Genomic DNA, 13,327 nt, shown 5'->3' on the forward strand with positions numbered 1-13,327 from the left:
ACCATGTCTACCCCATTCTCAACCAGCTTGCTGCAACAACTGCGCGAGCGCCAACCTGACCTGCCAGAAGCACAACGCAACGTGGTACGCCTGATACTGGATAACCCGCGCACCGCCGTTGTGGCAACAGTAGAGCAACTGGCTCAGCAGGCGGGCGTGTCCATGCCCACCATCGTGCGCACCTGCCGCAGCTTTGGCCACGACTCTGTGCGGGGATTTATGGTCGCGCTGGCCCAGGACCTGGCTGTGACCGGGTCCCACCTGCACCGCAGCGTACAGGCCGACGACAGCGCCCGAGATGTCGCCAGCAAAATCGTCCACGCTGCGGTGTCATCCCTCACCGAACTGGGTCGTGCCATCAACACCGATCTGCTGGACCAGGTGGCAGATCGGCTGGCGCAGGCGCGCCGCATCGACTGCTATTCGGTTGGGGCCGCCTCCACGTTCATGGCCAACGAATTGCAAAGCCGTCTCTTTCGCCTGGGCCGCACGGCCAACGCCATCTTCGATGCACACCAACAACTGGTATCGGCCAGCACGCTCGGGCCAGACGGTGTGGCTTTTGTCATCTCGCATGTCGGCCGTATGCCCTACACCGTGGAAGCAGCACGTTTCGCCCGCACGCAGGGTGCCACCGTGGTCGCACTGACCCAGCCCGGGACACCCTTGGCCGAAGCAGCCGATCTGGTACTTGCGGTCTCTGTTCCCCAGGATGCAGTAATGCGTGTGGGCACAGAGGCCTATCTGGCGCATCTGGTCGTGATTGAGATCCTGATGGTTCGCCTGGCCCAGAGGCTCGGCCCGTTGGTCACGCGCGATCTGCAACAGTTCAAACAGTTGTTACACAAACATGGCTTTGACAGCGCCGAATACGCTGGTGCTGTTGGCAGCGTAACGGGCAATCCGCAAGGGGCTGCCTCGTGCGACCCAGCGACCAGGGAATGACATGGCACACGCAACACTTCTGAAAAACGGACTCATTGTGGACGGCTCGCTGGGGCCAGGCTGGGTCGGTGACCTGCTGATGGCCGGTGAACGCATCGTGGCACTGGCCGCGCCAGGGCAAATTACCCCGGCAACACTGGTTGCAATCGACCACCTCACCGAGGTTGACTGCACCGACCGCGTGATCGCACCCGGCTTCATCGACGTCCACACCCACGACGACGCCGCTGTACTGGACGCCCCCGCCATGTTGCCCAAGCTGTCACAAGGCATCACCACGGTGATTGTTGGCAACTGCGGCATCTCGCTGGCGCCGGTGGTGACACACACGCCTGCAGCTCCGCTGTCCCTGCTCGGCAATCGGCAGTTCTGCCACGCCAGCATGGCGCATTACGCCCAAGCGGTGGACGCTGCACGACCTGCCGTGAATGTGGCCGCGCTGATCGGTCATACCGCTCTGCGCATGCGCCACATGGCCGACTTGAGTCGTGCCGCCACGGCCGAGGAACGGGTCGCCATGGCCGCAGCCATGCAGGAAGCCATGGATGCGGGGGCACTCGGGCTGTCATCGGGCATCTTCTACAGCGAGGCCTATGCCGCCGACCAGGAGGAACTGGTGGCGGTGGCCACGGTGGCCGCGCGCAACGGTGGCGTGTATGCAACCCACATCCGCGACGAGTTGGCGGGCATCCTGCCAGCGCTCCAGGAGGCGGCACTCACAGCACGGCAGTCGGGCCTGCCCTTGGTCTTGTCACACCACAAATGCGCCGGCCCGGCCAACTGGGGCCGAACGCGCGAAACCCTGCCCTTGATCGACAGCCTGGCCCGCAACCAGGAAATCGGCATGGACGTGTACCCCTATACCGCGGGCTCCACGGTGCTGCGCGAGGATCTGGTGGACGGTGTCATCGACATTCTGATCACCAACAGCCAACCGCACCCGGAGATGGGCGGCCGTTACCTGGCCGATATCGCAAAACAATGGTGCGTGACGCAGCAAGAGGCCGCACTGCGACTCAAACCGGGCGGAGCCTGCTATTTCCAGATGCGTGAAGATGACGTGGCGCGTGTGATTGCACACCCCCTGTCCATGATCGGTTCAGACGGCCTACCCCATGACGAACGCCCGCACCCACGCTTATGGGGTGCCTTCCCGAGGGTGCTGGCCAGCTACTGGCGTGACAAGGGTGTATTGCGGCTCGAAGAGGCCGTGCACAAAATGACCGGCCTGTCGGCCCAGCGTTTCCGCTTGGGCGGACGAGGCCTGCTGCAGGCAGGTCACTATGCCGACGTGGTGGTCTTTGATCCGGTTCAGGTGCGGGACATGGCCACGTTCGAGCAACCCCAGCAGTTCAGCGAAGGCATCGAGCAGGTCTGGGTAAATGGTAGTTCCAGCTACACCAAGGCCGGGCGGGCCAGCGGCCTGCGCGCTGGACGCTTTGTGCATCGCGGCAGCCAGCCCGCTGCACGTTGAGCGCAACCTCCTGGCGACGGGTCGTGGCCCCGCCGCCAGGGAAGGTGCAATGCAAACTTGGTATGCGTGAGAGCAAGAACACCTCTCAAATGTTTGCTTTTGTGCGATCAAGTGCATATAGAATGCACCCCGGGTGTTTGCATTGCGTGTTGTGATGTAGCAGGTTTTTAGCGCTGGTCGGGCCGCCACGCGGAGCAACTTCGACCATGTCTCTTGTACCCCAAACCGTCGCCCTGGTGGCCCCGGCTCTGATTGCCGTTTTTGTGGTGGCCTACGCGGCCATTGCACTGGAACACCCTCTCAAAATCAACAAATCGGGCTCAGCCCTGGTCGGCGCCGGCCTGATGTGGACGCTGTATGCCCTGTCGATGGGTGACCACCATCTGGTGGGTGAACAGCTCAGTGAGTCGCTCATGAGCACGGCACAGATCGTGTTCTTTCTGATGGGGGCGATGACGATTGTGGAGGTGGTGGACGCCCACAACGGTTTTGAAGTGATCACCTCGCGCATCAAGACCGCCAAACTGTCCACCTTGATGTGGCTGGTGGGTTTTGTCACATTCTTTCTGAGCGCCATTCTTGACAACCTGACCACCACCATCGTGATGATTTCACTGATGCGCAAGCTGCTGGCCAAACGGGAAGACCGCCTGTTTTTCGCCGGCATCATCGTGATTGCGGCCAACTCTGGCGGCGCCTGGTCACCGATTGGTGACGTGACCACCACCATGCTGTGGATTGGCGGGCAGATCACCAGCCTGGCGATCATCCAGGGGGTATTGCTGCCCTCCTTGGTGAGCCTGCTGGTGCCACTGGCGATCGTCTCTTACGTGCTGCGTGGCCGCGCTGCAGTCGCACCGGCCAAGGTGGCTTCGGCGGCCGGCTTACACACCACACAGTTTGAACGCAACCTGATGTTTTTCCTGGGCCTGGGTATTCTGGTGGCGGTACCGGCGTTCAAGACACTCACCCATTTGCCACCGTTCCTGGGCATCTTGTTTGGCCTGGGGCTGTTGTGGGTGGTGGGTGACATCGTGCATCGCCGCAAGGAAGATGACGCCAAACACCATTTCACGCTGGTCCATGCCCTGAGCAAGATCGACATGGGCTCGCTGGTGTTTTTCATCGGCATTTTGCTGGCGGTGGCCACACTGGAACACACCCATGTGTTGACCTCGCTGGCTCAGTGGCTGGGCCAGGCCGTGGGGCGCCAGGACATCATTGTGATGATCATCGGCCTGGCCAGCGCCATTGTTGACAACGTGCCGCTGGTGGCCGCGTCCATGGGCATGTACAGCCTGGAGCAGTTCCCGCAGGACCACTTCTTCTGGGAGTTCCTGGCCTACTGCGCTGGCACCGGTGGCTCGATCCTGATCATTGGCTCAGCCGCTGGTGTCGCCGCCATGGGGCTAGAAAAGATCCAGTTTTTCTGGTATCTCAAGAAAATCGGTGCTCTGGCTCTGGTGGGTTATCTGGCCGGCGCCGGGGTCTATCTGTTGCAGTACCAACTGATGCATTGAGGCCAAAGGCATCGCTTGGCGGGTGCCACGCCCGCTGAGCTTGGGTCGTGTGCGGCCTGCAGCACAGACAAGGAGCTGGTGCACGGCCAACATATGTCATGACAACATCCCGAGCATCCATCACAAACAGGCGTGACGCAGTCGACTACGGGGCCAATCTGTGATGATGAGTCCGGTGAGCGTGATCTGGTTTCAGTTTGCGCTATGCGCCATTCTGATCGGTGTGGCAGGCTACCAACTGTCGCTCTACGGTGATGTCATCGCCCGACGCACAGGCATGTCTGGCAGTTGGGTGGGGTTGGCCTTGTTGGCGACCGTCACATCCCTGCCTGAACTGGCGACGGGCATCAGCAGCGTGACCGTGGCCAACGCACCCAACCTGGCAGTGGGAGACGCCTTGGGCAGCTGTGTGGTCAACCTGGTGTTTCTGGTGGTGATCGACACACTGTTTCGCAAAGAACCCCTCTGGCCTCGTGCCGGGCAAGGTCATGTGCTGGCCGCAGCCTTTGGTGTGCTGATGCTGGGTTTTACCCTGGTCAGCCTGTTGATGAGCCAGGTGACACCACCTCAAGCGTCTGTGCTCAGCTCAGTTCTCACCCCTTTGGGCTTTGGTTTGACCACGCTGGTGTTGCTCGGTCTGTACCTGGTGGCGATGCGCACCGTGTTTGCCTATGAGCGAGACCATGCGGTTCCAAAGACGGCCACTCTGGACGACCAACTGCCAACACTGCGCACGGCCTTGATACGCTTTGCCATCGCTGCCTTCGTGGTGGCCGGCGCGGGGGTGTGGTTGCCGTTTGTGGCCACCGACCTGGCCAACGTCATGGCCTGGAACAAGTCCTTTGTTGGCAGCTTGTTTGTTGCCCTGGCCACCTCTTTGCCGGAGCTGGCGGTGACCCTGTCTGCCCTGCGCCTCGGGGCGCTGGACATGGCGATTGGCAACTTGCTGGGCAGCAACTTGTTTAATGTGCTCATCATCGCGGTGGATGATCTGTTTTACCGCCCCGGTGTCTTGCTTGCCAATGTGTCCCCCGTGCATGCTGTCACCGCCGCCTCGGCCATCACCATGACCGGATTGGCCCTGGTGGGGCTGTTTTTCAAACCCGGAGGACGCGTGTTGCGCGCCATGAGCTGGATCAGCCTGGGCCTGGTGTGTATGTATTTGCTCAACACCTACGTGCTGTTCCTGTTTGGCGAGTAGGCCAGCAACCTCATAGGTAACATCACCTGCATGCGCGCAACAAGTTGCACCTGGTTGATGAAGTCCAAGGCAAAAAGGGCGTGCTAAAAACCAAGTCGCCGACACCAAATAGCGGTACGGGCCGCGCCAGGACAATCCGGCAACGGCAGGCCAACGCGCCTGACCTAAACTTGGCCAACGCCATGAATGGCTCACAGCTGAGCTGTTCAGCGCGAAAAGAGGTTTGTTGTGAATGTGGTGATGTATCTGGTTTGCTTGCTGGCTTGGGGTTTGAACTTCATTGCCATCAAGATTCAGGGCCAGAACGTCCCGCTGGAACAGTCTCTGCTGTACCGCTTGGCCTTCACCGCGATGGTTTTCATCGCACTGGTCACTTTCCTGAAACCGGGCGGCAAACCCGGGCGCAAGGACTGGAGTTATCTGGCGGCTTTTGGTGTGCTGAACCTGTCGATGAGTTACCTGCTGCTGTACTACGCCACCACCTGGATTTCGGCGGCGCTGGTCACGCTGGTGTTTTCGCTCAAAACCATCGGCACACCGCTGGCCTTGCGGCTATTCCTGAAACAGGACTTGCATCCCACGGTGCTGGTTGGCGGGCTGATCGGTGTCTGCGGTGTGGGCCTGGTGTTGTACCCCATGCTGGGGCAGACGATGACTGGCGCGGCATGGACTGGTCTCGGTTTTGCCGTGTTGGGGATGTTGCTGACCTCGGTCGGGGATGCCTGCTCGGCACGCAATGCACGCGTTGGCATCCACCCATTGCGCGCGAACGCCATCGGCTTTTGCGTGGCCACGGTGTTATTGGCGGTGCTGTGTGCCTTTCAGGGACAGCGTTGGCAATTCGACATGTCGGCACGCTACGTGGGTGCCCTGCTCTACCTGACGTTGGTGGCATCCTGCCTTGCCTGGTTGTTCTACCTCAAGCTGGTGGAGCGCATCGGCGCTGCCGCCAGCAGCTACATGGTGGCGCTGTTTCCAGCGGTGGGTGGCATTGGGTCGGTGGTCATTGGTGAATCGGAACCGACCCTTTATCTGGTTGTAGGTTGCCTGGTCAGTTGTATCGGGGCGACCATCGCCTTGGGCGGAGGTCACCTTCTCGCTTATGCGCGGCGGTAAATGACGAGAGATGTTTAACCCGAGAGAGATACCCTCTCGGGTCGTCTACACAGCTGCCGACTTTGACGGCCAACGTGGTCAACAAGCGCTCATGGCATGGCCGATGCATCTGGCTGCCAGGCACCAAGTGCCAGCTGTACTTGGGCAAAACTCTCTATCGCAGTCGCCTGCGCGGTCAAATTATTGCGCTGGGCACGCAGCTGCTGCACCTGATGGTCCAGCGCCAAAGTGCTGGGCTCCAGCCCGGAGCGGACTCGCACGCCGGTGTATTGGGCCGTGGCGCGGGCGGCTTGCTCGGCTTGTTGTGCGCGTTGCAGCAGCTGCTGGGCTGCGACCCAGCCTCGCAAGGCAGACTCACTGTCCTCCAGCGCTTTAAGCACGGTTTGCTCCAGGCCGTGCCAAGCGCGTTCGCTGCCTGCCTGCGCCGCGTTGGCCTGGGCTTGGATACGACCCATGTCGAGCCAGTCCCACTGCAGTACCGGCCCGGCGGCATACCGCAATGCGTTGGCACTGGACAAATCGCCTGCCAATGCGTTGGCGCCCACACCCAGGCTGAGGCTCAAGCGTGGCAGGTGCGCGCGCTCTGCCAACACCACGTTCCCCAGGCTGGCGCGCAACAAGGCATCGGCCCGGGCCACATCGGGTCGATTGGCCAACAGGTCATTGGGCTGCAACAAGCCCGTCGAACTGGGCACCAAGGGCAACTCCGCCGCTGCGATCAGCGTCTGCCAAGCGGCATCCGTCTGGGTGGGTGCGCGCCCTGTGAGGGTGGCCAATGCGGCCACGCTGACATGCACCAAGGCCTGGGCTTGGGCCTGCTGCGCCCGCACCTGGGCCAGTTCTGCCGCCACGGCCAGGGCTTCACGTCGATCCGCCAGACCGGCTTGCACACGCGCCTGCATTAGTGTCTGGCGCGGCTCCAAAGCCGCCTGCTCCTCGCCCAGTTGCAGGAGTTCCTGTTGGTGCAGGCGCAAGCGCACATACTGACGCACTACTTCGGCCTGCAGCAGCGCGGTGACCGCATGGGCCTCGGCACGTGCCGCATCTGCCTGGCGTTCGGCCTCCGCCGTGGCGGTGCCGATGCGGCCAAACAGGTCCACTTCCCACGACACCATCTGCCCCACCGTGGCCAGAGACTGCTCGGGCGGATGTGGCAAACCCTGCAGATAGGGGTCGACCTCTGCGGTGGATAGCTGCACACGCTGAACCTGGGCACTCAAACTGCCTTGCGGTAGGCTGGCCCGGTCGGCCAGACCGGCTAAAGCGCGCGCTTCCTTGACCGCAGCCAAGGCCGCCTGGCGCTCATGGTTTTGAGCCATGGCCTGCGCCATCAGCGTGTTCAGATGCGCGTCGCCCAAGTCTTGCCACCAGTTGCGCGCAGGTGTGCCCAGTCGCAACCCTGCAGCGGCGGCAGCTGGTGTCAGTTGCTGGGTGACACCGATTTGTTGAGAAACTGCAGGCAGTTGGCTGGCAGGCGCCACACTGGCACAACCGCTGATCAGGACGGACAAAGCGGTCAAGCCAAGCCCGGCGAAGGCGGGCAAATGAAACCCGTATGAGTAATGCAACATGGTTTTTCTCACGATACGTTGGCTGGCACGCGGTAAACGATGGCATACAGGGCGGGGATCAGGCCCAGTGTGATCAGCGTCCCCAGCGCCAGACCACCCATCATCACCACCGCCAAGCTGGTCCAGATCACACCACCGAACAAACCCAGTGGCAGCAAGCCCAAAATACACACCAAGCTGGTCATGACAATCGGACGCAGGCGTTTGGCAGCGGCTTCTTCGATGGCACGTGCGCCAGGCAAGCCGCTGCGCCGGGCTTCTTCAATCGCATCAAGCAACAACACCCCGTTGTTCACGATGATGCCAGCCAGGGCCAGCAAACCGAGCGTTCCCACAAAGGTCAGTGTGATGCCCGTGATGCTCAGCGCCAGCGCAGCACCAATACACACAAAGGGAATACTGGCCATGATGATCAAGCTCTTGCGCACGCTGTCAAACTGCAAGATGAACAGCAAGAACATCGCCACCACACAAACTGGCAACAGCGCCATGATGGTGGCGTTGGCATCGGCGTTTTCCTCAATCTCACCGGCCAAGGCCACCTCCACCCGGCCACTGGCACGGATGTCGTCCAGAACAGGCTTGAGCCGATCAACGATGCCTTGCGCGGTGAGTTGCGGGTGTCGGGCGCTCACGGTGACGGCGCGCTGTTGGTTGTAGCGCTCAACCACGGCCGGCTGGGTCACCAGCTTCAACTGAGCTACTTGGCCCAGCGGCACATGGCCACTGCCATCGGATGTCTGGACAGGCAATGCCGTCAGCTGTTCGATACGGGTACGTAGCTCCCCCGGACCGCGCAAGAGCACCGGCAACACGGTGTCACCGTCCCGATACTGCGCCACCGCCGAGCCGTCAAGCAGCATCTGCAAGCTGCTGGCAATGTCGGCCGTGCTGACATGGGCGGCCAATGCCTTGGCCTGGTCGACATGCACATCCAGCTGGCGAATATCGTGATCAGCATCGGTCTTGGCGTCCTCAATGCCGGGAATGAGCTGCAGCGCAGCCAACAGCTTGTCTGCTGCAGCGCGGTGGCTGGTGCCGTCCACACTGGTCAGGCGCATGACTGCCAGCCCAGCGTCAGAAGACCCCATCGAAAATCGTTTGGGCTCAAAATGCACATCGGGAAAACGGGCACTCAGGCCGCTTCGCAGCCGCGTTATCGCCGCCGCATGGGTGGCATTGGGATCCAGCGTGAGCACCGCATAAGCGCGGTGTGCCGCCGGCGTCGGTGGATTGAGCGCCAGGATAAAACGCGGGCCGCCATCCCCCATGTACAACGCATGGCTGATGACCTCTGGAAAGGCTTGTCTGTCACTCAGCGCCAGGCTGATCGCCTGGGCTGTCTCCAGGGTCTTGTTGCGGCTGGCATCAGGCGACAACTCGATCGCCAGTTGCAGCTGCTTGCGCGCGGATGCAGGCATCAGCTCGGAAGGAATGTGGCTGAAGAGCCAGAGCGACAGCCCCAGCAGCACAAGCATGCTGCCGACATACATCGCCTTGTGTTTCAGCACCCAACGCACCCGGCCACGGTACCAACCCGTCAGGGTTTCGACCGTCTGCGCAGTGCGGCTGAGCTTGACATGCTGGTGTGCAAACCGTTTGCACACCAGCGGCGTGACCGTCATGGCCAACAACAGCGACAACAGCAAGGACATCGACAGCACAACGCCCAGACTGCGCAGGTATTCGCCAATCTCGGTCTGGCTCAACACCAGCGGCATGAAGGTCAGGCTGATCGCCAGCGACGACACCAGCAACGGCACAAACATGCTGCGCCCGGCAGCCGCAGCGGCAGATTCAGCGGATTCGCCCAATCCGAGGCGGCGTTCCATGTCCTCTGCCACCACGATGGCGTTGTCCACAAACAGCCCCAAGGCAATGATGATCGCGCCAATCGAAATGATGTGCAGGTCAACGCCCAACAGGCGCATGAGCCCCAGCACACCCAGCACTGTGGTCGGAACAATTGCCCCCACGATCAGGCCGGTGCGCAAGCCCAAAAACACCACCACCACGGCCATCACGATCACGGTGGTTTCCATGAACACGTGCCCCACCTGGTCCAGTTGTTGGGTGACGATGTGGGCCTGATCGGTGATGGGCACAAACGACATGCCTGCGGGCAGTCCGGTCTCCAGGCTGTGGATCGTGTCACGCAAGGTCTGGGCAAAACTGACGACATTGAGCCCGGCATCCATCGACACGGCGATCACCACGGCCGGGGAGCTGTTGACGAAAGCGCCCGTTAATGGCGGGTCCATCGCCACCCGCTCGACTTTGGCGAGCTGGTGGAGCGGGATGGCACCGCCGCCAGGCAGAGGGATCGGGGTGCTGCGCAGGTCGTCCAGGTTGGAAGCATCCCCCGTGACATTGAGCGCGATGTCGGTCCCCGCCACGTCCATGGAGCCCGCAGGTGCAAACACATTGCGCCGCGCCACCGCCTGGGCAATCACACCTGGGCTGATGCCACGCGCGCCCAGCGCAGGCACGTCCAGCAGAATCTGCACCTGTTCGTCACGTACACCATGCAGCGAGACCCGCTCCACACCGTTGACGCGTTGCAACGCATCGCGCACGTATCGGGCATGTTCACGCAGCTCGCCTGCGCTGTAGCCCGGGCCAGTCAAGCCCATGGTCAAAACAGCCACACTGCCGTACTCGTCATCCACCAAGGGGCCGACGGTACCTGCGGGCAGCGTCGGGCGCAGGTCATTCATGCGAGAGCGTAGCTTTTGCCAGACCGAGGTCATCTCTCTGCCGGGCACCGTCGGGAACAATTCCACATAGGTGAACGCAAGACCAGGGCGCACCGTGGTTCTGACGCGTTTGACCTCAGACAAATGCTGGATGCTTTCTTCTGTAGGACGGGCAATGAGCTGCTCCATGCGCTCGACCGACGCCCCCGGCATCAAGCTCAAGACGGTGGCAGTTCGGATGGTGATTTGCGGCTCTTCGGTGGACGGGAAGTCCAGCGCCAGCCATAGGCCAGAGAGCACCAGCGCCAGGGCCGCAAGCAGGGTAAAGCGAGGACGGCGCAAGGCCGCCGCAGTCAGACTGAACATGGGCGGCTCCTAGGGCTTGGCCATCACGGGCTGAATCTTCATGCCCGCACGCAAGGCCAGCGCTCCCGCAACCACCACGCGGTCCCCCGGACGCAGGCTGTTTGACTCCTGCACATCCAGCCAATCACCTTGGATCTGCCCCAGTTTCAAGCTGAGCTTCTCGAGGGTTTGCCCGTCTTTGGCCAGCCGCAACGCGGTGCCGGTGTCGCCCCCCTGATCTGGCACCACGGCACGCAGGGGAATCTGCAAAACGGCCGACGCTTTACCCGGGTCGCTGATGTTCACAGAAACAGACCATGTAGAGCCGACCTGCGCATCATCAGGCACCGCCAGCCAGACCTGACGTACACCACCAGCGTCCAGTCGCTCGGCGCTGTGCAGGACCCGGCTTTGCAACGTGCCAGCCAGACCCTGCAGCTGAACCGTCTGCCCAGGTTTGAGACGCAGCTTGCCAGGAACATGGATCACCAGCTCGCGCCCTCTGCCATCAACCGCCATGACCGGTGCTCCCGGTCCTGCGGCTTGGCCACGCTCCAAATTTCGTAGCGCAACCACCCCATCAATCGGGGACCGCAGCTGGGTTTTATCCAATGCCCATGCCGCTTGTTCGCGCTGGGCTTGGGCTGCCTTGACCGCCGCCTGGGCACTGGCCAACTCGAGTTGGACGGCCCCCCATTCTGTGGAGCTGGCGGCATCTTGCTGATGTGCCGGGCGCATGCGCTCGACGCGCTGATACGCTTCTGCCGCTAGGGCTTGAGCCCGCTGCAACTCAGCGCTGGCCGCCGCCAACTGCGCTTGCTGCGGCTTGTTGTCCAGACTGGCCAACAGTTGCCCTTGGCGCACCGAATCACCCACTTGCACCGCCACGTCTGACACCAGGCCAGTCACACCAAATGACAGGTCGGCGCGGCGGGTGGCCCGCACATCACCCACGTAAGTTTGCGAGGCCTCGCTGGCACTGCGAACGGTCGCCACATACGCGGGGCGAGATACATCGGCGCCTGCAGTCGGCTCGTTTGGGGAACAGGCGGCCAAGGCTGCGGCCAAGGTCAATGCACCTGCAGCCCATGCTGCATGGCGCTCAACCCGTCGGGGGTTAAAAATGTGTGTGCTCAAAATGTGGTCCTGTCTGATCGGAGTACTACAGCCCATGGGCTGCAGCTGTCAGCCAGGCACTGTAGGTGCAAGCCTGCACTTTCATGGGGACAAAATCGGACAGATCTGGCACACTTCCGGCCGACTCGACTCAAGCCTGCTTAACTTGGGGTGCACACGGAATGCAATCGACATCATCGAGGGGCTATTTCAGTCAATACCATGGCTTATCTCCTCCATTCCGGCAGCATCGCAGCACGGCATCTCAGCTCTTTGGCAAGCATGAAACATCTCACTGAACGCAAACGTGTGGCGCCACCCGTCGTGTCACTGGCGTCCCTGGCACTGGCCAATATCGTCCCCTTTTCGGCACGCTCTCTGCTCGGTCTGGTCGAGGATCGAGGCCGCTCACCGGAGCGGCTGTGTCGTGGCCTAGGCTTTACCTACAAAGACCTTCAAAACCGGGAGATGTTGTTGTCCCACCTGCAGGTACGTCACCTGATCCTGCGCGCACAAAAGCTGCTCGATGAGCCCGCGCTGGGCTTGGCCAGCGGTGCCCGCCAAACACCGGTGTCCTGGGGTTTGCCTGGTTTGGCCATGTTGACTTGCGAGACCTTTGGGGAAGCCATCAGTTATGGACTGAGCCGGCAGATCGAGGCTGGCGCGATGATGCGGCACATCTTTGAGAGCCGTGCGAACGAAATGTATTTGGAGCTGGTGCCTCGCGTCTTTGATCTTGAGATTGAACCCTACCTGATTGAAGAGTCCTTTGCCGCTGCGCTGACGGTCAGCCGCTATCTGGTTGGCAGTGCGTTCAAGCCGGTGCGTGTGGAGCTGGCTTTTGATGGCCAAAAACACAAAGAGCTCTATGCACGCTTTTTCCGTTGTCCGGTGCGTTTCAACGCGGGCTACAACCGCATGACCATGGCGCCGCATTGGCTGGGTGTTCGGCTGCCCGGCTACGACCGCATCACCTGCGGCCTGATCCGCGAGCAGCTCAACTCCTTGCTCAAGCAGCCGCTGGGGCGTCACGATCTGGTGGAGTCCTTGTCCAACCGCATCCGCTTTGACATCGAAGATCGCCCAAGCCAGAGCGACCTGTCACGCCAGATGAACCTCAGCGAGCGCACCTTGCGCCGTCGTCTGGACAAACAGTCGGTCGGTTTTCGCAACTTGCGTGACGCCGCCCTGTTCGAACGTGCCCGCGACCTTTTGCAGAACTCGTCAAGCACCATCACCGAGGTCGCGCAGGCGGTCGGTTATTCGGACGCCCGTGCTTTCCGACGCGCTTTCAAGCGCTGGTCTGGTGAACTGCCAACGGCTTTTCGCGCCAGGTGTTGACG

At 61.6% G+C, this 13,327-nt stretch carries 9 protein-coding genes; 6 read left to right on the plus strand and 3 right to left on the minus strand.

All coding sequences use genetic code 11. The features are described from left to right. Positions 1-3: 3 nt before the first annotated feature. From RF819_RS18150 to RF819_RS18170, 5 genes are all read left to right on the plus strand, one after another. Positions 4-945 (plus strand): MurR/RpiR family transcriptional regulator, encoded by a 942-nt coding sequence (locus RF819_RS18150; protein ID WP_143541758.1) that lies wholly within the window; start codon positions 4-6, stop codon positions 943-945. Between the two features lies 1 nt (position 946). Continuing rightward, positions 947-2,419 carry an N-acyl-D-amino-acid deacylase family protein gene (locus RF819_RS18155; RefSeq protein ID WP_078366268.1) on the plus strand — a complete coding sequence of 491 codons (1,473 nt, stop codon included), beginning with the start codon at positions 947-949 and terminating at the stop codon, positions 2,417-2,419. Positions 2,420-2,625: 206 nt separating this feature from the next. Continuing rightward, complete coding sequence (gene nhaD / locus RF819_RS18160) at positions 2,626-3,939, plus strand: sodium:proton antiporter NhaD (RefSeq protein ID WP_078366269.1); 1,314 nt, start codon at positions 2,626-2,628, stop codon at positions 3,937-3,939. Positions 3,940-4,102: 163 nt separating this feature from the next. Further along, a complete protein-coding gene (locus RF819_RS18165) occupies positions 4,103-5,140 on the plus strand; it encodes a sodium:calcium antiporter (protein ID WP_078366270.1) in 1,038 nt (345 codons plus the stop codon). A 240-nt stretch (positions 5,141-5,380) separates the two neighbouring features. Then, positions 5,381-6,256, plus strand: coding sequence for a DMT family transporter (locus RF819_RS18170; protein ID WP_200224514.1), 876 nt, complete (start codon positions 5,381-5,383; stop codon positions 6,254-6,256). Between the two features lie 89 nt (positions 6,257-6,345). Here RF819_RS18170 and RF819_RS18175 read toward each other — a convergent pair whose 3' ends face one another. Genes RF819_RS18175 through RF819_RS18185 form a run of 3 tightly spaced genes read right to left on the minus strand, consistent with a single transcriptional unit; the run spans position 6,346 to position 12,005 of the window. Further along, positions 6,346-7,827 carry a TolC family protein gene (locus tag RF819_RS18175; protein WP_078366272.1) on the minus strand — a complete coding sequence of 494 codons (1,482 nt, stop codon included), beginning with the start codon at positions 7,825-7,827 and terminating at the stop codon, positions 6,346-6,348. Between the two features lie 8 nt (positions 7,828-7,835). Continuing rightward, on the minus strand, positions 7,836-10,889 hold the full coding sequence (locus RF819_RS18180; protein WP_078366273.1) for an efflux RND transporter permease subunit: 3,054 nt from the start codon (positions 10,887-10,889) through the stop codon (positions 7,836-7,838). 9 nt (positions 10,890-10,898) lie between these two features. Continuing rightward, positions 10,899-12,005 carry an efflux RND transporter periplasmic adaptor subunit gene (locus tag RF819_RS18185; RefSeq protein WP_158081312.1) on the minus strand — a complete coding sequence of 369 codons (1,107 nt, stop codon included), beginning with the start codon at positions 12,003-12,005 and terminating at the stop codon, positions 10,899-10,901. Positions 12,006-12,266: 261 nt separating this feature from the next. Here RF819_RS18185 and RF819_RS18190 point away from each other — a divergent pair, with 261 nt between their 5' ends. Further along, entirely contained in the window at positions 12,267-13,325 is a 1,059-nt protein-coding gene (locus RF819_RS18190; protein ID WP_143541759.1) for an AraC family transcriptional regulator, read from the plus strand. Positions 13,326-13,327 lie beyond the last annotated feature (2 nt).

The sequence above is a fragment of the Rhodoferax fermentans genome (assembly GCF_002017865.1).
GTDB classification, from domain to species: domain Bacteria; phylum Pseudomonadota; class Gammaproteobacteria; order Burkholderiales; family Burkholderiaceae_C; genus Rhodoferax; species Rhodoferax fermentans.

Excerpts from the sequence above, each read along its gene's own strand:
- RF819_RS18150 (WP_143541758.1), top strand. The coding sequence starts at position 4 with ATGTCTACCCCATTCTCAACCAGCTTGCTGCAACAACTGCGCGAGCGC.
- RF819_RS18155 (WP_078366268.1), top strand. The coding sequence starts at position 947 with ATGGCACACGCAACACTTCTGAAAAACGGACTCATTGTGGACGGCTCG.
- nhaD (WP_078366269.1), top strand. The coding sequence starts at position 2,626 with ATGTCTCTTGTACCCCAAACCGTCGCCCTGGTGGCCCCGGCTCTGATT.
- RF819_RS18165 (WP_078366270.1), top strand. The coding sequence starts at position 4,103 with ATGATGAGTCCGGTGAGCGTGATCTGGTTTCAGTTTGCGCTATGCGCC.
- RF819_RS18170 (WP_200224514.1), top strand. The coding sequence starts at position 5,381 with ATGTATCTGGTTTGCTTGCTGGCTTGGGGTTTGAACTTCATTGCCATC.
- RF819_RS18175 (WP_078366272.1), bottom strand. The coding sequence starts at position 7,827 with ATGTTGCATTACTCATACGGGTTTCATTTGCCCGCCTTCGCCGGGCTT.
- RF819_RS18180 (WP_078366273.1), bottom strand. The coding sequence starts at position 10,889 with ATGTTCAGTCTGACTGCGGCGGCCTTGCGCCGTCCTCGCTTTACCCTG.
- RF819_RS18190 (WP_143541759.1), top strand. The coding sequence starts at position 12,267 with ATGAAACATCTCACTGAACGCAAACGTGTGGCGCCACCCGTCGTGTCA.